The organism is Arthrobacter sp. CAN_A2 (assembly GCF_015752045.1).
Classification (GTDB): Bacteria; Actinomycetota; Actinomycetes; order Actinomycetales; family Micrococcaceae; genus Arthrobacter_D.
The window spans coordinates 1-22,051 of the sequence record NZ_JADOUS010000001.1 but is presented as its reverse complement, the minus strand read 5'-3'; the positions used below and the strand labels follow the sequence as shown (position 1 = coordinate 22,051).

The window sequence follows — 22,051 nt, the reverse complement described above, 5'->3', positions numbered from 1 at the left end:
CGGTTCTGCCTTCGAAGCCGCACTGACGTGCAGAGCTGATCCACCGGCACAGGCGTTCTCCACTGCCGTGAACGAACTTCTCAGTTCTGTAGAAGTCCTGCTGTCACCATAGCCCAGCCTCGTTGAGGGAATGTTTACACTGACGAGATGACTGTCGTATGCGTACCCGACCCGAATGCCCGTGACCTCCTCGGCGCCCTTCCCGACGAGGTCGAGGTGATCGTCTGGGACGGCGAGGGAGAGAAGCCCGAACGCCTGGCGGAGACCGTCTTCTGGGTGCCGCAGGTCGAGGACTCCACCAACCTCGCCGAGAAGTTCGCCGCCATGCCCAAGCTCGAGATCACCCAGCTGACGAGTGCCGGCGTGGAGGACATCCTCGACCACGTCCCGGACGGTGTCTCGCTATGCACCGCACGCGGCGTGCACGGCTCGGCCGTCGCCGAGCTGGTCCTGGCCGTCGTCCTGGCCACGCTGCGCAGGCTGCCCCACTTCGGCGAAGCGCAGCGACAGGGCCGGTGGGAGCCGATGGAGGCCGACGACCTGCGCGACAAGCGGGTCCTGATCATCGGCGCCGGTGACCTCGGAGAGCAGACCGCGCGCCGGCTGCGGAGCTTCGATGCCGTCCCGGTGCTCGTGGCGCACACCGCACGGGACGGCATCCACGCCATCTCGGAGCTGCCGAGCCTGCTGCCCGAGGCTGACGTGGTGGTGCTGACCGTTCCGCTCACCGCCGACACGACCGGGCTCGTAGATGCCGAGTTCCTGTCCCGCATGCCCGACGGCGCCCTCCTGGTCAACGTCGCGCGCGGCAAGGTCGTCGACACCTCCGCACTGCTCGCAGAGCTGACGGCCGGTCGGCTGCGCGCCGCCTTGGACGTGATGGAGCCGGAGCCGCTGCCCGCCGATCATCCGCTGTGGAAGGCGCCGAACCTGATCATCACCCCGCACGCGGCCGGCTCCATAGCGCAGTCCGGTCAGCGAGCCTTCGCGCTGGTCAACGCGCAGGTGCGCCGGTACGTCGCCGGCGAGGACCTCGTCAACGTTGTGAAGCGCGCCGACTGAGCCTTCAGGCGTACGCCGTGAAGTGCGGACCGAGGCTGTCGAGCCAGGCGACCGGATGCTCGGCCACGGCCTCGGTGCCGGGCCGGGCGAAGGCAGCTGCGACCGCCTCCTGCAGCGCGGCGCCGGTCCGGGCGAACGGGTAGCGGTCCAGCACCCAGCGGCGGTTCGCGGCGCGTACGGGCGCCAGGGCGTCTATGTGCTGGATCAGGTCCGCCACTTGGTCGCGGAGGAGCAGCGGTCGCTGGTCCGGGACCCGCCACGCTCCAGGCGCCTCGAACAGCTCGTGACCGCCGCCGCCGTCGTAGCCGACCACGAGACAGCCCGACGCCAGCGCCTCGGCGACCGGCAGACCGAAGCTCTCGGTGTGCCCCAGCGCGACGAAGACCGCCGAGCTCCCCAGGGTGGCGGCCACCTCGGCCCGCGGGGTTCGGACCAGCTCCACCAGATCCACCCCAGAGAGCCGTTCGTCGTCGACCAGCAGCCGCTTCAGCAGCGAGGCCTCCCGCGGTCGCTTCTTGGGAAACCAGCTCACCCGGAGCTGCTCGCTCGCGCAGGGGGCGAAGAGCTCGCCGTCCACCGGGTTGGGCACCAGACTCACCGGCAGGCCGGGCAGCGCGGCGGCCAGGACGTCGCGGCTCTCCTCGGACACCACCCAGAGCGCGGGCGCCGGCGCCCAGCCGGGAAAATCCTCGCCGGGGGCGCCGGCGGCGAAGGTGTAGAAGTGGTTCTGGTTGAAGATGACCTTGCGGGCTCCGGGTGCGGGATCGCGGCCTTGGACGGTCGGTGTCTCCGGCAGCACCAGAAGGTCGTCAGCACCGATCGGAGTGGTGGCGCCGAACAGCATCGGCACGTCGTCGGCGATCCATTCGGTGCGGTCATGCGGATCGGGCAGCCACAACCAGGCCTCGTGGCCGCGCTCACGCAGAAGCCGGACGTGCTGTGTCATCACATGCACGCCGCCGCTGTGGTGGGGAGTGGCGAAACCCGCGTAGACGATCCGCCCCGGGGATCGTCTCGGGGTGCTCACCATGCCGGAGGGGTCAGGTACCACGACGCGCCGCTCCCGACGTTGTGGGCCGGGAACGAGTCCGGACCGAGCCCGACGTCCGCCCGCCACCCGTCGCCCCACTTGGCGTCCAGGCCTTGCAGGATCTCCGCCCGATTGCCCTCGGAGGTCTGACCGGTCCTGTTCATCGTCTGCCGCCGCAGGTGCGAGACGTAGGCGCCCTCCGTGATCACGCACCGCAGGCCGGCTGCCCGCACGCGGATCGCCAGGTCGAGGTCCGCGCCGTAGCCGTGCCGGGAGAAGGTGACCTCGTCCAGGCACCCCAGTTCGACGACGGGGGGTACCGCGAACGCTATGGCGGTGCCGTCACAGAAATCGACGTCGCGCAGCACGTCGCGCGGGACGTACTCCGCGGCGGTACTCGGGATCGCATGGGCCCGCTGGTGGAGCCAGAAATCGTCGTAGCAGGCCGCCGCGAGCGCTATGTCGTCCGCTGTCGAGAAGGGCGCGAGCAATCCGTCGAGGAAGCCGGGCGACAGCCGGATGTCGTTGTTCAGCACCACGCAGACCGCATGACCATCGCGCGATGCCGTCTGTAGAGCCCAGTTGGCGGCGCCGATCCACCGCAGGTTGCGCCCTGGGCGATGGACCTCGATGCGCCCCTCAGGCAGCACGTAGTCACCGGCGTTGTCCACCACCACGATGCGCACGGACGGGTCGAGATCGCTTCCGTCGCGACACAGGTCACGCACCACCGCATCGGTCAGCTCCGGCAAACCGAACGCTGGGATGACCACCAGGGCCGACGCGGCGGTACTCGAGGAGGTCACTGCTCGGCGCGGGCGGTGCGGCCCCCGCGGTCGCCGTTCAAGGTGGTCACGAACATCGGTTCCCGTCAGATCAGGTGGCGTTGTATCACCGCATTGCAGAATACCGGGTCTTTGCCATGGCCCTTGCCAAGAAGGTCTCCTCTGCGATCCTCGGCCGGTCGTCGTGGGCCTCATCCATCTGGGGGCTTGCTCAAAGAAGGCCGGCGATTATCTCAAGTAATGCAGGGACGTCCGTGATCGGTGGGCCCCCTGAGGAGATCCCGCTAGCCGTTGTACATGGGCAGGGGAGCGCCGGCGACGCCGGGCTCGACGGCGAACAATGCGCCCGCTGCGGGTTCCGATCCCTCGGGGATGTTCTCCTGCGTGGTCGTGATGAACAGCGTCGAGAGGTCCTTCCCGCCGAACGCGCAGGCCGTCACGTTGGTGACGGGCAGCGGTAAGTGCTCGGAGAGCCTGCCGGAGGCGTCGTACCTGGCGACCGCGCCACCTCCGTACAGGGCTGTCCAGATGCCGCCCTCCGCGTCGATCGCCATGCCGTCCGGCATGCCGAGCGCAGGCTCGACGACGGCGAAGGTGCGCCGGTCGGTGAACCGGCCGGCGTCGACGTCGTACCCGAGGGCATCGATACGGCCAGTCGGGGTGTCGCTGAGGAACGCGGTGTCGCCCGAGGGGGAGAAGTGCAGTCCGTTGGACACGGAAAGGCCTGTCAGGAGGGTGGAGACGGTGTGATCGGCGCCCAGTGAGTACAGCGACCCCACACCGAAACCGCCTTCCCAGCCCATGGATCCGCACAGGAAGCGGCCGGCGGCGTCGCAGCCGCCGTCGTTCATGCGGACGGTGTCGTCGCCGAAGGCTTCCGGGCCCTGCTCGAGGGTCGAGAAGGAGTCATCGGCGAACACGAAGCCGCGTTCGACGCCGATCACGTAGCCGCCGGAGGCGCGTCCGCGGAGAACACCGGCTACGCGCGGGTGGACGCTGTGCCGGTCGAAGCCCCCGTCCTCGTGCCGGACCAGGACGTCGCCCTCCATCATGTCGACGAGGAGGAGCTCGCCGCGGCGCGGATCCCAGTACGGCCCCTCCCCGTGGAATGTGCAGACGTCGGAGATTTGCTCGGCTTTCACGGTGCCTCCTGGCAGTCGGTGGTTCGGGCGCGAAGGAGCGGGGTGGTGCGTCAGCCGTCCGTCGGTGCGGGGGTCGCGTCGGACAACCCGACGCAGGCGCGCGTCTGCTCGACCCGCGACACGGCGCCGCCGAGTTCCACGAGAACGGTGCTGGACGCCACCTCGTCGGGATCGAACAGGACCTCGACCGCCGGATCGCGCCCGTACGTGGTGGCCGTCCACGCCGGATCCCCCTCGCGGACCACCCAGTCGACGTCGTTGACCGTTACGCACGGATCGGTGGTGGGGCCCGGCACGTCGACGCCGCACCGCAGCACCACACGGGACGGGTCACCCCAGGCCGAGGTGGCCTGGCTGTTCGTGTCACGCTGCTCGTTCTCGGCGACGGTGGGCGGCAGCGCGATCATGACGTCGGCGCACCGGGCGTTCGCGGCGTCCGTGGCAGGGTCCACGTCCACCACCGATGAGCACCCGGTCAGCCCGGCCAGGAGGGCCACGGCGGGCAGCAGGGAGGTCAGGGCGCGGGGGAGGGCAGGCATGATGCCAGCCTATCGGTGGTGTTGCACTGCTGCCCCGTGGGCAGTCTCGGCAGGTGCGCGACACGACGCCGTCCGCCCTCTCGGAAAACAGGGCAGCAGGAGCACCCGCCAGTAGGATTCAGGTGCCGGCAGCCAGTCTCAGGCTGCTGGTTCCCCCCGCGCACCCGCGTAGCCCCACAACCCGCGCGTGCGAGATCCCGAGCCGAGGACGAATGACCACGCACCGCCGCTTCCCCCCGACCGCCACCGCCCGCAGGACCGTGCCCGGCACGGTCGCCGTCCTCCTTGCCGCAGCGGTGCTCGCCACACCGGTGGCCGCCCTGGCCGTCGAGTCGGAGCCCTCGTCCGGCCGCCCCGCCGTGGTCGGCCCGCAGCAGCCCCGCGTCGCGGAGCAGCCACAGCCGGATGCGACTTTCGGCGAACCCGCCCCGCCCGTCGTCGACCCGCTGGCGACCTCGGGGACGGACCCGGCCACGGGCTTCGCCATCAACGCCCGCACCGGGTTCCTCGTCCACCCGGGGACCGGGCACCTCATCGAACCCGGCACCGGCAATCTCGTGTTTGCCGACACCCTCATCTACACGAACCTCCGGTACGAAGCGGCGACCCGCGAGGTCGTGGAGATCGTCGACGAGGCACCCGTACCGGCACCGAGTCCCAGCCCGGCCGCCACGACGGCGACGGCGTCTCCCTCTGCCTCGCCGACTGCCAGTGCGACGGCGACAGCTCCGGTCGCGGTCGCCCCGCCGGCCCGGACCGTTTCGCCCGCCGCTGTCGGCAGTGTCCCGGCGACGGCCACCGCGAGTGCCACACCGCGTTCCACCCGGTCCGCCCCGCCGACCGCGAGCAGCAGCGTGACTGCGGCGGCGGCCGCCGAGGAGGAGCGTGCGGCGTCGCTGGCGCCGGTCGCCTGGATCGGTGCGGGCATCCTCGCCGCTGCGTTGGCCGCCGTCGCGGTCCTCGCCGTCCGCCGTCGGCGTCAGCACTGATCAGGGTGTGCCGCCGTCCGGGCAGGTCGGTGGCGCGCGCTGAACCCGTCCGAGCCCGGCTTCGGCGCGGCCGACCGGTAAAGTGCAGGACGTGAAGAATGTATTGGTTACCGGTGGTGCCGGTTTCATCGGGTCCAATTTCGTCCACTACCTGATGGACCACACGGACGTCTCCGTCACAGTCCTCGACAAGATGACTTATGCGGGGAACGCCGCGTCCCTCGATGGTGTGCCGTCCGGCCGCTTCGAACTGGTGGTCGGCGACATTGCCGACGCCGCCGTCGTCGACCGGCTGACCGAGCGGGCGGACGCTGTCGTCCACTACGCCGCAGAGTCGCACAACGACAATTCGCTGCACGATCCGCGGCCGTTTCTCGACACGAACATCATCGGCACCTACACGCTGCTCGAAGCTGCCCGCCGGTACGGTGCGCGGTTCCACCACATCAGCACGGACGAGGTCTACGGTGACCTCGAGCTGGACGATCCGGAGCGGTTCTCCGAGAGCACGCCCTACAATCCGTCGAGCCCCTACTCCTCGACGAAGGCCGGGTCCGACCTCCTCGTTCGCGCATGGGTCCGCTCCTTCGGCGCCCAGGCGACCATCAGCAACTGCTCCAACAATTACGGGCCTTACCAGCACGTCGAGAAATTCATCCCCCGGCAGATCACCAACGTGATCGACGGCGTCCGGCCCAAGCTCTACGGCGAGGGCCTGAACGTCCGGGACTGGATCCACGCGAACGACCACTCCTCGGCGGTGTGGACCATCCTCAACAAGGGAGAGATCGGGCAGACCTATCTCATCGGCGCGGATGGGGAGCGCAACAACAGGGACGTCGTGGAACTCATCCTCACGGAGATGGGCCGGCCGGCGGACGCCTACGACCAGGTGGTGGACCGGGTGGGCCACGACATGCGGTATGCCATCGACTCGACGAAGCTGCGCACCGAGCTCGGGTGGACGCCGGAGTTCGACCACTTCGAGGAGGGCCTGCGCGAGACGATCGCCTGGTACCGCGACAACGAGGACTGGTGGCGCCCGCAGAAGGCTGCCACCGAGACCAGGTACACCGAGCAGGGGCAGTAGCGCCATGGGCCCGACCTTCTCGAAACCACTCGCCGTCCACGAGACGCCCATCCCCGGCGTTCTGCTCCTCGACCTCCCCACGCACGGGGACAACCGCGGCTGGTTCAAGGAGAACTGGCAGCGCGCGAAGATGATCGCCGCCGGGCTCGCGGACTTCGGGCCGGTGCAGAACAACATCTCCTTCAACGAGACCGCCGGCACCACGCGCGGCATCCACGCCGAACCGTGGGACAAGTTCATCTCCGTCGCCACGGGGCGTGTCTTCGGCGCCTGGGTGGACCTGCGCGAGGGGCCGTCCTTCGGCGCGGTGTTCACCGCCGAACTCGACCCCTCGGCGGCCATCTTCATCCCGCGCGGCGTGGGCAACGCCTTCCAGACGCTCGAGGACGGCACGGCGTACACCTACCTCGTCAACGACCACTGGTCCGCCGACGCCCAGGGCCAATACGTGTTCCTCAATCTCGCCGATGAGACGGCGGCGATCCCCTGGCCGATCCCGCTGGCAGACGCCGAACTCTCCGACAAGGACCGGAACCACCCACGCCTAGCCGACGTCACGCCGCTCGCACCGCGGAAGACGCTCGTCGTCGGTGCGGACGGCCAGCTTGGCAGGGCTCTCCGCGCAGCCCTCGCCGACCACCCGTCCATCGAGTTCGCCTCTAGGAGTGATCTCGACCTGTTGGGCGACCTCGACGCCGTCCGTTCGTGGACGGCGTACGAGACGATCATCAATGCCGCCGCCTACACGGCCGTCGACGCCGCGGAGAACCCGGAAGGCCGCGCCGCCGCCTGGGCCGCCAACGTGTCCGGGGTCGCGGCACTCGCCCGCGTGGCGACCACGCACCGCCTGACCCTCGTGCACATCTCCAGCGACTACGTCTTCGACGGCTCCCGGGACCTCCATTCGGAGGCGGAGCCATTCACCCCGCTCGGCGTGTACGGACAAACCAAGGCGGCGGGCGACGCGATCGTCGGCATCGTTCCGCGCCACTACATCCTGCGCACCAGCTGGGTGATCGGCGAGGGCGCCAACTTCGTCCGCACGATGGCGAACCTCGCCGGGCGGGACATCAAGCCCAACGTGGTCAATGACCAGGTGGGACGCCTGACCTTCGCCGAGGACATTGCCGGCGCCATTCTGCACCTGCTGGGGGCAGGAGCGCCGTACGGCACCTACAACGTCAGCAACGACGGCGCGCCGCAGAGCTGGGCGGACATCGCGGCCGACGTCTACGCCCTGTGCGGCAGGGACCGCGGGGACGTCACGGGGGTCAGTACCGAGGAGTACTTCGCAGGGAAGCATGCGGCGCCACGTCCGTTGCGGAGCACGCTCGACCTCACGAAACTCAAGGCGACGGGATTCGTGCCCGCATTATCCTCGGAGCAATTGAGGTCCTATGTGGAGTCGCTGCCCGGGGTTCGTAGCGGATGAATGGCGCCGGTGATTCTGGAAGCTCTACCCGGTGGACGATAATCAGGTCATGCGTGGGATAATTCTTGCCGGTGGGACCGGCTCGCGACTACATCCGATCACGATGGGAATCAGCAAGCAGCTCGTACCCGTTTACGACAAGCCGATGATCTACTATCCGCTGTCGACGCTGATTCTTGCCGGCATCCGCGACATTCTGATCATCACTGCGCCCCAGGATGCTGAACAATTCCGTCGGCTGCTGGGTGACGGGAGCCGCTTCGGGGTCAATCTGACCTATGTCGAGCAGCCCACGCCGGACGGGCTTGCCCAGGCGTTCATCCTCGGTGAGGACCACATCGGCAGTGACTCCGTCGCGCTCGTCCTCGGGGACAATATCTTCTACGGTCAGGGACTCGGATCACAACTCCGGCGCTTCGCCGACATCGACGGAGGGGCTATCTTCGGGTATCAGGTCGCGGACCCGTCTGCGTACGGGGTCGTCGAGTTCGACGACTCCGGGAAGGCGCTGTCGCTCGAGGAGAAACCGGAAATTCCAAGAAGCAAATTCGCGATTCCCGGGCTCTACTTCTACGACAATGACGTGGTCGAAATCGCTCAGGGACTGAAGCCCTCCCCTCGCGGCGAACTCGAAGTCACGGATATCAATCGCGAGTATTTGAACCAGGGCAGGCTCCATGTCGAGATCCTCCCTCGCGGCACAGCCTGGCTCGACACCGGCACGTTCGAGTCATTGAGCGATGCGTCGAATTTCATCCGTACGGTGGAGAGCCGGCAGGGACTAAAGATCGGCGCGCCGGAGGAGGTTGCCTGGAGGCAGGGTTTCCTGAGCGACTCCGAACTCGAAGCCGTCGCTGCCCCACTCGTCAAGAGTGGGTACGGAACATACCTTTTGTCACTGATCAGCAACCGTTCCATCTAGTGGAGCAGCATGGTGGACGCCGCGTCTGGCTGACTCAGCGATTCGGTCCAGACTCCCGTGGCTGCATGGAAGCATCAGCTTCACGCCGTACCATGAACTGATCTTTGCTACGACTGGGGAGCCCTTTGAGTCTCGACGATTACGCCACTGCAACTGAGCCCGACACGACCCGTGACGGACGCCAGGGGCGCCGCAAGCATCCGGTGCGGACCACGTTCCTCGTCCTGGGGTCCCTCGTGGCCGTCGCGGCCCTCGTCGCCGGCGGGTATCTGTTCTCCCTGGCGCAGTCCTTCAACCAGAATTCCCAGACGATCGAATCGGCCTTCCCCGCCGAGGAGGCACGGCCCACTGTGCCACCCGAGGCCGAAGGCGCCGTGAACATCCTGCTGCTCGGCAGCGATTCCCGGGCCACCGCGGAGGAACCGGCTGACGTCGCGGCGGTGGGTCCGTCGGACAGCCGCTCGGACACCATGATGCTCATGCACATCCCGGCCGATCGCGAGGACATCCAGGTCATGTCGATCATGCGCGACACCTGGACGGACATCCCGGGCCATGGGGGCGCCAAGATCAACGCCGCCATGGGCCTCGGGGGGGTGCCCCTCGTGGTCCAGACCGTCGAGGGGATGTTCAACGTGCGTATCGATCACGTGGCGAGCATCGACTTCGAAGGGTTCAAGGGCCTCACCGATGCCCTTGGCGGCGTCGAGGTCGACAACCCTGTTGCATTCCAGTCCCGCGGCAGTGACGGGGAGTCCTTCGCCGCCGGTCCCATCACGCTCCAGGGGGAGTCCGCGCTGAAGTTCGTCCGCGAACGCTACGCCTTCAGCGACGGCGACTACCAGCGCGTGAAGAACCAGCAGCTGTTCGTGAAGTCCGTCATCAGCAAGGTGCTCACCGCGGACACGCTGACCGACCCGCAGAAGGTGTACCAGGTGGTCGACCAGATGTCCCCCTTCGTGGCCGTGGATGACAGCCTCGACGCCGGAGCGGTGGGTTCCCTGGCCGTGTCATTGCGCAGTGTCCGTTCGAGCAGTATCGACTTCTTCACCCTGCCGAACCTCGGCCCGGGTACCTCAGCGGATGGCCAATCGATCATCGTCAAGGACGACGCCGCGGTTGCGCAGGTGGGCGAAGCGCTCCAGAAGGACAGCCTGGCCGATTACCTCCTGGCAAACCCTGAGGTCGGATCGTGAAGTCTGCGAGGTCTTTGCGCCAGTCGGTCGCGGCGACGCTCCTCGGGCTGTCCATTCTGGCCGTCCAGCCGCTGGCGCCTGCCGCGGCCGATGAAATTCCGCTTCCCGTGACAGAGCCGATACCCGTCCCCGCGCCGACGACACCCGTCCCCGCGCCGACGACACCCGCCCCCGCGCCGACGACACCGGCGCCGACAACACCCGCACCGGCGCCGGTGACGCCGCGCCCGCCGGTGGTTACGCGTCCGGTGCAGCCTGCCCCCCCGCGCCCGGCACCCGCCCCTGCTCCAGCGCCAGCGCCCGCTCCAGCTCCTGCGCCGGCTCCCGCACCCACGCCGTCGGCTTCGCCATCCGAGGACCCGGCACCTGAGGAAGAGCCGGAAAACGCCGTCGATCCAGTCACCGGTTTCCAGATCGACCCCGGCACCGGATGGCTCATCCATCCGCCCACGGGGTACTTCATCGAGCCCGGGACCAACAACCTGGTGATACCCGGAAGCCTCGCCTACACGACGTTCCGATGGGATCCTGTGACCGGGGTCGTGGAGGATGTGACGGCCACGGAGGACGAGTCGCCGACCGAGTCCGCCGAGCCCGAGCCGACCAGCGAGGCGACCACGAAGCCGTCGGCTCCGCCCACCAACAAACCTGCGCCGACGTCGACCGTAACCGCCGCGGTCCCGGCCCCGTCCGAGTCCGCGGGGCCGACAACCGAGACGAAGGACCTCGACCAGGCGTCCGCCCAATCGATCGGCACGCATCCGGTGACGCGAATCCTCGTGATCCTCCTGCTCGCGGGTCTCGGAGTCGCCTATTACTCGAAATTGCGGACAAGCGGTCGGGCCTCGAAATGACGCTTTCGCTGTCCTTGGGACTAGGCTGAGCGGGAAATTATGGTCTCGCTCATCGCCTGGGGGTCTTTCACGTGCGCGTAATGCTGCTCACGCATTCCTACGCGCCCGAACACAGCCCGCCCCAACGACGGTGGACGCAGCTCATCCGGTCGTTCAGGTCCGCGGGCTGGAGTGTCGACGTCGTCACACCGGTGGCACATGCGCCGCACGGGCGGCGCACGCTGCCGTCCAGTATTGCCGGGCGGCCCTTCGGCTCCCAGAAGGGCGAATTCGGGGAGACCGTCCGACGCGTCCCTTATCTCTGGCACAGGACCACCCGGATCGGCCGCCTCATCAACCACCTGCTCTCGGCCGCGATGACGGTTCCCGTAGCGGCGATGGCACCCCGGCCGGACGTCGTGATCGTCACCGTGCCGAGCCTCCCCATACTCGGCGCGGGATTCGTGGTGGCGCGCCTGCTCCGTTGCCCGCTGGTCGTCGATATGCGGGATGCCTGGCCGGACATCGCACGGGACGCCCGAATTGTTCGCGGCGGCGCCAAGAGTGTGGTCGAGCGGGTGATCATCGCCATCCAGGACCGCGCGGACCTCGTGGTGACGGTCACATACGGGTTCGCCCATACACTCCGCGAGCGCGGCCTCAAGAACGTCGCGACCGTCACGAACGGCATCGATATGGCCGCCATCCGTGCGCTGGACCCGCCGCCGAGCCACCAGGACCGCCTGGAGGTGCTCTACCTCGGAAACCACGGCGAGAGCCAGCGGCTCGATGTCGCTATCCGTGCCGCGGCATTGGTAGGTCAGGGGATGCGTCTCACGCTCGTGGGCCACGGGGTGGAACGCAACAGCCTCATGGCTCTGGCTGCGGAACTCGGCGCCCCCGTCGAGTTCCACGAACCGATTCACGGTCCGCAGATTATGGACTACTACGAGCGGGCCGACAGCTGTATCGTCACACTGCGCGATGATTGGAAGTCGTTCGACACCACCATCCCGTCCAAGACCTACGAGGTGCTGTCCGTGGGGCGCCATGTCACGGGAATCGTCAAGGGCGAGGCCCGTGCCATCCTCGAAGAAGCAGAGGCCGGGCACATCGTGGCATCCGAAGCCAAGGCAGTGGCGCACCTCTGGCGGACGCTCGCAGAGAACCGCGAGCTGCTCAGGGTCGGCGAGAAGGGCAGGGCCTGGGTGAGGAACAACGCGAACGTGCAGGCGCTGGGAGAGGCCTACATCGAACTTCTCCTCGAGGTCACGCGCGAGGGCCGCGCATGAGGGCGGTCCGGCTGCTGGGCAACGTCCGGCTCGCTGCGGCGGCAGCGGTGGTCCACCTCAGCGACGATCCTGTGCTCCTGGCCCAACAGATCAGCCGCAGGATGCCCGAAAGTCTCGTTCGCCGTGCGGCCGGTGCAGCGGGGAGGCTGGCGGCGGTCCCCGGGGTGACACTGCCCGTCGTGGAGGCCCTTTCTGCTCAACTCCTCGGACAGCGATCCACACTCGCCTCGATCCTCAGGAAGTCTTCCGCAGCTCCCGTCAGAGGTGGCGTCGCCCGTCGGTTGGCCGACGTCGCCCTCGCTGCGGGCATGACCGATGAGGCGGACAGCCTGCTCAGCTTCGCCGGGTCCGGTAGTGCTACCGCGGGGACCCGGGCCCGGCGGTGCTGGTACGACGGCGATATGAGCGGTGCGGTGCACCTACTCCGGGAGGCGGGCCGCACCCGGCACGCTGAACGGCTCGCAGGGGAGTTGCGGGTCTTCGAGGGGTGGGCGCCGACCCTCCACGCCGTGGCGGAGTATGTTCCGAGGGAGAACACCGTTCTCCATCTGCTGACCAACTCGCTGCCCCATACAGGGAGCGGGTACGCCCAGCGCACCCATTCCCTCCTCAAGGCGCAGAGCGACATTGGCTGGGCCGTCCATGCGGCAACCCGGGTGGGCTACCCCGTTCAGGTGGGAAAGCTCCTGGCCGGCGATGTCGACAGGCTCGACGGCGTCAGTTATCACCGTCTGCTCCCGGTGCCGATGGCACGAGGGTACGACCAGCGGCTGCAGCAGCAGGCAGAGGAACTGCTGCGGCTCGCCCTGGAGGTCAGGCCGGCGGTCCTGCACACCACCACACCCTTCGTGAACGGGATCGTCGTCGAACAGGTGGCCCAAAGTCTCGGCATCCCGTGGGTGTACGAAGCCCGCGGTCAGCTTGCCGATACCTGGGCTGCGAACCGGCCGGCGCACGTGAAGGCCAGCGAACGCTATAGGCTCTTCACGGATCGTGAAGCACAGGTGATGCGCAAAGCCAGCCTCGTGGTGACATTGGGTGAGGCTATGAAGCGGGGAATCATGCGCAGCGGAGTGCCGCAGGACAAGGTGCTGCTGAGTCCGAACGGGGTGGGCGAGGAGTATCTCGAGGCGCCGGTTCCTCCAGCCACAGCGCGACACCAGCTCGGATTGCCGACGGACGGTGTGTTCGTGGGCACGGTCAGCAGCCTGGTGGACTACGAGGGACTGGACACCCTTCTCCGGGCCGTCGCACTACTGGCTCCCTCACGTTCCGATCTTCACTGTCTGATCGTCGGCGACGGCACCGCCGGACCCGCCCTCAGATCGCTGGCCGAGGATCTGGGCGTCTCATCCCGTGTGATCTTCACGGGCCGCGTTCCGCGGCACAAGGCCAGGTCCTTCCACCAGGCCTTGGATATCTTCGTTGTTCCTCGCAGGAACCTCGACGTCACCAACGCCGTCACGCCGCTCAAGCCCGTTGAGGCTATGGCTTGCGCCCGCCCGGCGATAGCAAGCGACCTGCCGGCACTGCGCGAGATCATCTCGCACGGCATCACCGGCCTGCTGGTGGACCCGGATGAACCAGCGACGCTTGCCGAGGCCATTGAGCACCTCATGGATCGTGCGTCGGAGCGCGTGAACCTCGGCGCAAGAGGTCGCGAGATGGTACTGGCAACGCGCACCTGGGCTCGCAATGCGGCCCAGTTGGGTGCCGCATACAAAGAATTGGAGCGGTCATCCTGATGACGGACGGCGTCAAAGACGGAGTCGGTCCGGACGTGGCAGGTGTCAGAGTGGTGCCCGTCTCCACTCAAGGTCTGCTGCGCATCGGCGCGCGGCCCGGACTTTTCGAGTATTTGAGGCAGATCTGGCATCATCGCGGCTTCATCGTCTATGACGCGCGTGCTCGGGTCAGCAGTGGCAACCGGAAGGACCGTCTGGGCAGCGCCTGGATGATCCTCAATCCCATCCTCAACGGACTCACCTACTACCTCATCTTCGGCCTGCTGCTCGACACCAGCCGGGGCATCGAGAACTTCGTCGGTTACCTGATCATCGGCGTGTTCCTGTTCCAGATCAGCGCCCGGGCCATCACCAACGGCGCGCGTTCCGTGCAGTCGAACAAGGCCGTCATCCAGGCCTTCAATTTCCCACGTGCCACGCTGCCGATCTCAGTGAACGTCCGTGAGATCCTCGCCTCGGTCCCCGTGCTCATCACGATGCTGATCCTCGTCCTCGTCTTCCCGCCGACCGAGGAGATCACGTGGCGCTGGCTCCTGATGGTGCCGGCACTCTTCCTCCAAGCCGTCTTCAACCTGGGCGTGGGGCTCATCCTCGCGAGGATGATCTCGCGGATCAATGACATCACGCACCTTCTGGGCTTCGGACTGCGGGTGTGGATGTACGCCTCTGCAGTGTTCTTCTCCTACGAACGCTTCATCGATCACGCCGGCCTCCTCGCGATCGTGAGACTCAATCCACTGTTCAATGTCCTGGACATCGTCCGCGACTGCGTGTTGTACGCGACCCTTCCCGCGTGGGAATCGTGGGCCATCCTCTCGGCGTGGGCGTTCGGCGTGCTCGCCGTGGGCATCGTGTTCTTCTGGAAGGCAGAGGAATCCTATGGCCGCGAGTGAACAAGACCAGCTCAGCGGCGGGGCCCAGCCCACCGTCGTCGTCCGGGACGTCAGCATGCGCTACCACGTGCCGTCCACCGAAGTGCAGCAGTCTACATCGAGGGGCGGGGCGAGCGGCCTGGCCCGGAAGATTCTCGGACGGGCCCCCCTCGTGCCTGTCGATGCGCTGAACCCGCTGTCCCTTGTGGCCGAGCACGGCGAGTCCATCGGCATCGTGGGCCGCAACGGGTCGGGGAAGAGCACCCTCATGCGGCTCATCAGCGGACAGAGCAGGCCCACCGGGGGAGCGGTCTACGCGTCGAGTGTCCCGGTGATGCTCGGGGTCAACGCTGCGCTCGTCCCCGAACTGTCGGGGGACCACAACATCGTGCTGGGATGCCTTGCGATGGGGCTGACGCGCGCGCAGATCGATGAGAAGTTCGCCTCGATCGTTGATCTCTCCGGACTGGAGAAGGCGATCCACCTGCCCATGCGGTCCTACTCGTCCGGGATGTCCTCCCGACTGCGGTTCGCGATCGCAGCGAGCGTGGATCCGGAGATCCTGCTGATCGACGAGGCCCTCAATACGGGAGACGCGCAGTTCCGTGAGCGCAGCAAGGAGCGGATGGATGAGCTTCGGGCCAAAGCGGGGTCGGTCTTCCTCGTGAGTCATAGCCTCACCACGATCAAGGAGATGTGCACCCGGACGCTGTGGCTGGACCGGGGCGACCTCCTGATGGACGGAGACCCTGCGTCGGTCACCACGGCCTACCTCGAGTACACGCGTCACCTCACCAAAGGGAACAACGAGAGCGCCTCCAGGCTGCGCGCAGAGGCACGAAGCTCCTTGGTCATCACCGAGGTGGACGCCCACGGATCGGGGCGCAGAAGAGCATGATCGGTGGAGGACACGTGCTGATCAGACTCCGACGAGGACTCTGGCATCTACGGCACGGTGGTGTTCAACAGTTGAGGACGTGGGCCGCCCGGGAAGGTGCCGGGCGCTCCCACGCAACCCCCGGGGGCTTGCGAGGAGCCGAAGGTGTCTGGCGAGGGAGGAGAGGCAGTCGGCAGCTCTCGTTCTCGGCCGCTTCGCCGATCCGTAGGGCCGCTCGTCGAAGCGACCTCCGGGTTGGAGTCATCCTCGATGAGTTCTCTTCCTCGGCTTTTGCCTACGAGTGGACGATCGTCCCCCTCGATCCGCGCCGCTGGCTGGAACAATGCACCACCGGCAACCTCGACTTCGTCTTCGTCGAATCGGCCTGGGCGGGTAACAGCCGCCTGTGGCGCGGAAAACTCGCTGGGTCGGCAGGCCCGTCGCCGGAATTCCACGACCTCATGACGTGGTGCCGCCACCACGGACTGCCCACGGTCTTCTGGAACAAGGAAGACCCTCCCCACTACGCGGACTTCCTCCCGGCTGCGAAGCTCGCCGACTGGGTGTTCACCTCGGACGAAGGACGCGTGGCGTCCTACCGCCAGGATCTGGGCCACGACCGCGTAGCCGTGCTGCCGTTTGCCGCCCAGCCCGCCATCCATAACCCTGTGCGCCCGGCGCACGGGCGGCACGCCAGGGATATGGCCTTCGCCGGGATGTACTTCGCCCATAAGTACCCCGAGCGGCGGGACCAGCTCGATTTTCTGCTGGGCGGGGCGATGGACGCCTCCGCCGGGATGGAGCACGGGCTCGAGATCTTCTCCCGGATGCTCGACGGCGGAGCCGAGTACCAATTCCCGGCTCCGCTTGCCGGTCGGGTGGTCGGCAGCCTCGGCTACGACCAGATGTTGACGGCCTACAAGGCCTACAGGGTGTTCCTCAACGTCAATTCGGTCGTGGATTCGCCCAGCATGTGTGCGAGGCGCATCTTCGAGATCACAGCGTCAGGAACGCCCGTGGTTTCTGCTCCCAGCGCTGCGATCCCCGAGTTCTTCGCCCCTGAGGAAGTCCCTGTTGCTGCAACCCGCACCCAGGCAGACCAGCTTGTACGCTCACTGGTTCGCAACGCCGAGCTCAACGATCGCACCGCCCATCTTGCTCAGCGCCGTATCTGGGTGGGTCACACCTACGCGCACCGCGCAGAGACCGTCGTCGCAGCAGCAGCTCCGAGGCAAGCCCGCCCCCTTGTCCGTCCCTCCATGTCGGCCCTCGTCTCCACGATTCGAAGTGCACAGCTGGACCACATCTGCCACACGATTGGCCGACAAGAGGGGGTCAACGTCCAACTGGTGCTCCTGGCCCACGGAATTCCGCTTGCCGAGCGTGATGTTCGTGCCGTTGCTCAGAGCCATGGAATCGAGGACCTCGTGTTTCTTGCCGAACCGTCCGACACGATGCTCGGCTCATGTCTCAACCGCTGCGCCGAAGCGGCAGACGGGCAGGTGCTGACGAAGATGGACGACGACGACCACTATGGTCCCCAATATCTCAGCGACCAGCTGTTCGCCATGCAGTACTCCGATGCAGACGTGGTCGGCAAGCAGGCCCACTACATGTGCCTCACCGAGTCCGATGCGGTCATCCTGCGGGCGGGGGGGCGGGAGCATCGTTTCACCGACTTCGTCATGGGACCCACCATCATGGCGCGCGCAGAAGTCTTTCGCGAGACGCCGTTCCCGGGGGTTCCGCGTGGTGAGGACACCGCGTTCCTGAAAGGGGTAGCCGCGGCCGGAGGCTCGATCTATTCGGCCGACCGGTTCAATTACGTCCAAATGCGAAACGGATCCGGTCACACCTGGCAGATCGGCGACGCCGAACTGCTTGCCACGGGCGACCTCAAATTCTATGGAAGGCCCTACGAGCATGTTGACATCTGAGCCCGGCCTGACCACGGAAGGGCGAGCCGACGTCGTTGTCGTCGGCCTCGGGTACATCGGCCTGCCCACCGCCGCGGTCCTTGCCACCACAGGACTGAAGGTGGTGGGGGTGGACACCAATCAGGCGACGGTGGACGCCGTGAACAACGGGCAGGTGCCGTTCGTGGAGCCCGATCTCGGCGTCCACGTTGCGGGTGCCGTGAGTCAGGGCGTTCTGAGCGCCACTACGCGGACCCCGCCGGCCCGCACCTACATCGTCGCCGTTCCCACGCCGTTCAAGGCGGACAAGAGTGCCGACCTCTCGTACATCTTCGCCGCGGCGGACGGGATCGCCCCGCAACTCGAGGGCGGGGAATTGGTGATCCTCGAATCGACCTCACCCCCCGGGACCACTCGGCGCCTCGGGGAATATCTCCTCGAACTCCGGCCAGACCTGCGGCTCGATGGGGCCCCCGACGATGCTGTGGTGCACGTGGCGCATTGCCCGGAGAGGGTGCTCCCGGGCCGCATCATGATCGAGATCGTCACCAATGACCGAATTGTCGGAGGGCTGACCCCGCATGCGTCCGAAGCCGCGCGCCAGCTCTACCAGACGTTCTGCAAGGGCGAGATCCACGTCACGGACGCGGCCACAGCTGAGATGAGCAAGCTGGTGGAGAATGCCTATCGGGATGTCAACATCGCTTTCGCGAACGAGCTGAGCGTCATCAGCGAGAACCTGAACATCGACGTCTGGGAGCTCATCCGTCTCGCCAACCACCATCCGAGGGTCAACATCCTCAGCCCCGGCCCGGGAGTCGGAGGCCACTGCATCGCCGTCGATCCGTGGTTCATCGTGGCGGCAGACCCGGAGAATTCGACCCTCATCCGCACCGCGCGCGAGGTGAATGACGCCAAGCCCGGGCGTGTAGTCGAGAGGGTCCTTGCCGCCATGGACGATTTCGCCCAACCCGTTGTCGCTTGCCTCGGTCTCGCGTTCAAAGCGAACATCGACGATGTTCGCGAATCCCCTGCGGTGGACATTGTCCAGCGTCTGGCGTCCGCAGCACCGCATGCCCTGTTGTTGGTGGCGACGCCTTTACGGACCAAGCAGGATCTACCCTCGGTCGTTTCAGGGATCGTCAATGTGGAGCGGTGTGAGATGCAGGAAGCCGTCGACGCTGCCGACGTCGTCGTCCTGCTGGTGGACCACGACCGGTTCAGGGACATTCCGGTTGAGAGCCTGGACAGCAAAGTTGTAATCGACACGCGTGGGTTCTGGCATCAGTAGACCACTTGTCGGCGTACGTCAGGCGAACACTGCATGAGATGCCCCATCGGCACCGCCGCGATCAACCGGAAAGGAACCCCATGAACAATCAGGAGGGCGCGCGTTTGGGTGCCATGACTCTGCCGCGTGGATATCACTGCGCGATCACTTGGAGCATCCCGCACGACTTCGGCGGGATGACGAACGCGTTGTTCCACCGTTCGAGAGCTTTCGTTCGCGAGGCCGGTGAGCAGGTAGACATTCTGACGTTCGGCTATGAACCGGATCTGAACGACATCAGGTGTGAATTGGAATTAGACGGTGTGCTGATTCCCGGTGTTGCGTTGAGGAACATGTGGGAGGAACTGGCCGACCTCGATGAGGCGTCGCTGCTACTCGCTGCTGTAAATGGGCGTAGTACGATCGACTTCCAGCCGCTTGATGAGTCTGACGACTATCGCGAACTGGTTTCGGACACCGGGGGTCTCAGGCGGATAAGGTCGGACGCATCAGGCCAAACCCTACAGACCGACTACCTGCGCGAAGATGGCACTCTCGTGGTGTCCGATCGACTCGATCGAGACAACAGGGGCGTACCAGGGGGGCGCCTTGTCACTTTGTGTGACCGTTCGGGCGCGCCATGTGTCTCATGGCGCCAGATTTGGCCTCTCTATATCTTCTGGCTGGACCATGTCGTCGCCGCGAGAGAAACGTACATGATCATCGATAGCAAATTTGCTGCCAACTTCATGACTCGTTATCGACGACCGAACGTGGTTACATTGCATCAGCTGCATTCAGCGCACGTCGCTGACCCCCCTCACGGTGAGATGAACCCTTCGCGTAGGTACACGTTCGACCGCCTGCACTTGTTCGACGGCGTTGTCCTACTCACTGAGCGGCAGAAAAGGGATGTCGACATGATATTCGATCCTCCTGGAAACACCTACGTCGTTCCTAATAGCAGGAACACTGTTCCTGTCGAAGGCGAGGATTCGAAGGAGCCCAGATCGGGGGGGCTTGTGCTGGCTCGTTTCACCAAAGCGAAACGACTGGACCATGCAATCAAAGCAACGCAACTGTCCGCGCAGATAGTCGGTCGAAGTATTCCGCTTCAGATCTTCGGCGGGGGGAGTCAGGAAGAAACGCTCATGAGGATGATTGAAGCCAGCGGAGCGAAGGGTGGAATCGCTATCTCAGGATTCGATCCACGAGCTGCTCAATATTTCAGAACAGCGAGTTTCACGCTCCTCACCAGCCGCTCCGAGGGACAGCCTCTGGTCCTACTCGAGGCAATGAGTGCGGGGTGCATTCCAATTTCGTATGACATCGCGTACGGCCCCGCGGATATCATCACAGACGGGCTCAATGGTTTCCTTGTGGCAGACGGTGACATCGAGGCAATGGCTGGCAAAATAGCGTTGATTGAGCAGATGGATGACGCGCAGCTCGCGACGATGCGGGCCGAGGCGGTCCGCCGTGCATCGGATTTCAGTGACGCGACCGTCGTAGGACGATGGGGGGAGTGCATGGAACAGGCTGCAGACAGAAAGGTGTTGGCGGAGGTCCATAAAGTCCGAGCTGATCTCGGGGTCTAGAGGTTGTCAAGCGGATGCATCCGACGACTCACGGCATCATGTTCCCGTGCCGTGAGTCGTCGATTGGTGGGCGGTAGGTCCAGCCGATCAGGATATTTTTGCTGTCGGTCTACGGTAGCTGAACCTGAACGCTGATCATGTTGTGGTCCGACGGAATGACGCCCACGAAGTTTCCAGCTCCATCGACGTTCACCACGGTCTCCCACTTGGCCACACGCATTTGAGAGGTGAAGACGTAGTCCAGGTAGGTGCCATTGCCGTAGTCGTGACGGGCGCTGGCCTGACGGACGTACCCGTTGTAGCTGTCGTAGAACGCGCCTGCTGTTTCTTCGGCAGTCGCGTATCCGCTGGGCAAATCCGTCCCGTAGGTGTTGCCGAGCGGATCGAAGTACCCGGCGGCGGTCAGCAGATCGTACGGCGCATTTGACGGAGCTGTCCACTTGTTCGAATTCATATCCCCGGTGATCAATACGGGTAGTCCCTCAGTGTTTCTTATCTTGATCTCCGCGATAATCGCCTCAGTCTGCTTCTTGCGGAGTTCGTAGTAGGCGGATCCGCTTGAGGGCTCGAGGTGGGTGTCGCCCACGAAGAATTTCTTCCCCGTCGATTTCTGAGAGAAGATTCCCCAGGCGAAGAAGCGTTTGTTGTCGGCGGGATCGATTGCAGGCAGTTCTTTTGAGCCCTGGCTGACGAGGTCGACGGTAGCCGTGTTGTAGTAGAGCTTCGTTCCCTGGGATGCGCCCTGATCAAAGTACACGCAGCCCGTGGGAGTGGTGTCCTTCACGCAGTTGTTCCGCTTGCTGTTGGTCAGTGCATAGGGTGCTCCAGCCAGAACCAACCGCTCCTTGAGGTCTTCAAACTGAGATAGGCCCCCCGGTCGCGAGTCGTCGGCGAGCCACCCTTGAGACGCTTCTTGCACACCGATCACGTCTGGCATTCTGGACTTGATAGTTGAGACGACTGACGAGCGTCGCTCCGACCAGGGGAGCTCATCCGGCTGACCCGAGAAGCAACTCGCGCACGCGATGTTGAAGCTAGCGACAGACAGCGGATTGGTAATGGCCGGCCTTGTGGGAGTTACCGAGGTCTTGAAGGCGACTGCGTTGGAGTAGGGGCTGAGGCTGGTGGTTCCGTCGGCGGAGATGGCGGCGACGCGGAAGTAGTAGGTGGTGTCGGGGGTGAGACCGCGGATGTCGGCGATGGTGGAGTCGTATCGGTTGTAGATCGCCGCGGACATGTCGGCCTTGGTGGAGAACTGGATGCGGTAGCGCGGTGCATTGTTCCAGGCGTTCCACGCAAGCTCTATAGCAGTCTCGTGCTGAGCGGTGAACTTCAGGCCTGTCGGTGCCGGGGTTGCCGTTGGGGCGGCGGTGGTGGTTTTGGCGGTGATGGCGTTGGAGTAGGGGCTGAGGCTGGTGGTTCCGTCGGCGGAGATGGCGGCGACGCGGAAGTAGTAGGTGG

General features: G+C 65.8%; 19 protein-coding genes. 14 read left to right on the top strand and 5 right to left on the bottom strand.

The window, feature by feature from the left end; all coding sequences use genetic code 11:
* The first annotated feature begins 147 nt into the window (after positions 1-147).
* The gene (locus IWX63_RS00095; protein ID WP_199276136.1) at positions 148-1,062 is read left to right on the top strand and encodes a 2-hydroxyacid dehydrogenase; all 915 of its coding nucleotides are present in this window, start codon (positions 148-150) and stop codon (positions 1,060-1,062) included.
* A 4-nt stretch (positions 1,063-1,066) separates the two neighbouring features.
* Here the strand turns inward: IWX63_RS00095 and IWX63_RS00090 are convergent, their stop codons facing one another.
* The 4 genes from IWX63_RS00090 to IWX63_RS00075 all read right to left on the bottom strand — a co-directional run bounded on the left by IWX63_RS00090 (position 1,067) and on the right by IWX63_RS00075 (position 4,558).
* Positions 1,067-2,092 (bottom strand): glycosyltransferase, encoded by a 1,026-nt coding sequence (locus IWX63_RS00090; protein ID WP_199276135.1) that lies wholly within the window; start codon positions 2,090-2,092, stop codon positions 1,067-1,069.
* Positions 2,086-2,898: a glycosyltransferase gene (locus IWX63_RS00085; protein WP_199276134.1), complete on the bottom strand. Its 813-nt coding sequence runs from the start codon at positions 2,896-2,898 to the stop codon at positions 2,086-2,088. Before IWX63_RS00085 ends, IWX63_RS00090 begins: the two co-directional genes overlap by 7 nt.
* A gap of 263 nt (positions 2,899-3,161) precedes the next feature.
* The gene (locus IWX63_RS00080) at positions 3,162-4,019 is read right to left on the bottom strand and encodes an SMP-30/gluconolactonase/LRE family protein (RefSeq protein ID WP_199276133.1); all 858 of its coding nucleotides are present in this window, start codon (positions 4,017-4,019) and stop codon (positions 3,162-3,164) included.
* A gap of 50 nt (positions 4,020-4,069) precedes the next feature.
* Positions 4,070-4,558, bottom strand: a complete 489-nt coding sequence (locus IWX63_RS00075) for a DUF3515 domain-containing protein (protein WP_199276132.1) — start codon at positions 4,556-4,558, stop codon at positions 4,070-4,072.
* Between the two features lie 212 nt (positions 4,559-4,770).
* Between IWX63_RS00075 and IWX63_RS00070 the strand changes: the two genes are divergently transcribed.
* The 13 genes from IWX63_RS00070 (at position 4,771) to IWX63_RS00010 (ending at position 20,590) form a co-directional block, all read left to right on the top strand.
* Positions 4,771-5,547 (top strand): hypothetical protein, encoded by a 777-nt coding sequence (locus IWX63_RS00070; protein WP_199276131.1) that lies wholly within the window; start codon positions 4,771-4,773, stop codon positions 5,545-5,547.
* A gap of 91 nt (positions 5,548-5,638) precedes the next feature.
* Positions 5,639-6,637: a dTDP-glucose 4,6-dehydratase gene (gene rfbB, locus IWX63_RS00065; RefSeq protein ID WP_199276130.1), complete on the top strand. Its 999-nt coding sequence runs from the start codon at positions 5,639-5,641 to the stop codon at positions 6,635-6,637.
* A gap of 4 nt (positions 6,638-6,641) precedes the next feature.
* Positions 6,642-8,069, top strand: a complete 1,428-nt coding sequence (locus IWX63_RS00060) for a sugar nucleotide-binding protein (protein ID WP_199276129.1) — start codon at positions 6,642-6,644, stop codon at positions 8,067-8,069.
* 49 nt (positions 8,070-8,118) lie between these two features.
* Complete coding sequence (gene rfbA, locus IWX63_RS00055) at positions 8,119-8,991, top strand: glucose-1-phosphate thymidylyltransferase RfbA (RefSeq protein ID WP_199276491.1); 873 nt, start codon at positions 8,119-8,121, stop codon at positions 8,989-8,991.
* 125 nt (positions 8,992-9,116) lie between these two features.
* The gene (locus IWX63_RS00050; RefSeq protein ID WP_199276128.1) at positions 9,117-10,187 is read left to right on the top strand and encodes an LCP family protein; all 1,071 of its coding nucleotides are present in this window, start codon (positions 9,117-9,119) and stop codon (positions 10,185-10,187) included.
* A 530-nt stretch (positions 10,188-10,717) separates the two neighbouring features.
* Complete coding sequence (locus IWX63_RS00045; RefSeq protein WP_199276127.1) at positions 10,718-11,041, top strand: hypothetical protein; 324 nt, start codon at positions 10,718-10,720, stop codon at positions 11,039-11,041.
* An 80-nt stretch (positions 11,042-11,121) separates the two neighbouring features.
* Positions 11,122-12,312 (top strand): glycosyltransferase family 4 protein, encoded by a 1,191-nt coding sequence (locus tag IWX63_RS00040; RefSeq protein ID WP_199276126.1) that lies wholly within the window; start codon positions 11,122-11,124, stop codon positions 12,310-12,312.
* A gap of 308 nt (positions 12,313-12,620) precedes the next feature.
* A complete protein-coding gene (locus IWX63_RS00035) occupies positions 12,621-14,057 on the top strand; it encodes a glycosyltransferase family 4 protein (RefSeq protein WP_334685510.1) in 1,437 nt (478 codons plus the stop codon).
* 35 nt (positions 14,058-14,092) lie between these two features.
* On the top strand, positions 14,093-14,950 hold the full coding sequence (locus tag IWX63_RS00030) for an ABC transporter permease (RefSeq protein WP_334685509.1): 858 nt from the start codon (positions 14,093-14,095) through the stop codon (positions 14,948-14,950).
* Positions 14,937-15,827, top strand: a complete 891-nt coding sequence (locus IWX63_RS00025; protein ID WP_199276123.1) for an ABC transporter ATP-binding protein — start codon at positions 14,937-14,939, stop codon at positions 15,825-15,827. The genes IWX63_RS00030 and IWX63_RS00025 overlap by 14 nt, the downstream gene beginning before the upstream one ends.
* A 128-nt stretch (positions 15,828-15,955) precedes the next feature.
* Positions 15,956-17,743 (top strand): glycosyltransferase family protein, encoded by a 1,788-nt coding sequence (locus tag IWX63_RS00020; RefSeq protein WP_334685508.1) that lies wholly within the window; start codon positions 15,956-15,958, stop codon positions 17,741-17,743.
* Positions 17,730-19,013, top strand: a complete 1,284-nt coding sequence (wecC, locus tag IWX63_RS00015; RefSeq protein WP_199276121.1) for a UDP-N-acetyl-D-mannosamine dehydrogenase — start codon at positions 17,730-17,732, stop codon at positions 19,011-19,013. Before IWX63_RS00020 ends, wecC begins: the two co-directional genes overlap by 14 nt.
* 80 nt (positions 19,014-19,093) lie before the next feature.
* Positions 19,094-20,590, top strand: a complete 1,497-nt coding sequence (locus tag IWX63_RS00010; RefSeq protein ID WP_199276120.1) for a glycosyltransferase — start codon at positions 19,094-19,096, stop codon at positions 20,588-20,590.
* Positions 20,591-20,699: 109 nt separating this feature from the next.
* On the opposite strand, the gene IWX63_RS00005 is transcribed toward IWX63_RS00010, so the two are convergent.
* On the bottom strand, positions 20,700-22,051 hold a 1,352-nt coding region (locus IWX63_RS00005), incomplete at its 5' end, for an endonuclease/exonuclease/phosphatase family protein (RefSeq protein ID WP_199276119.1).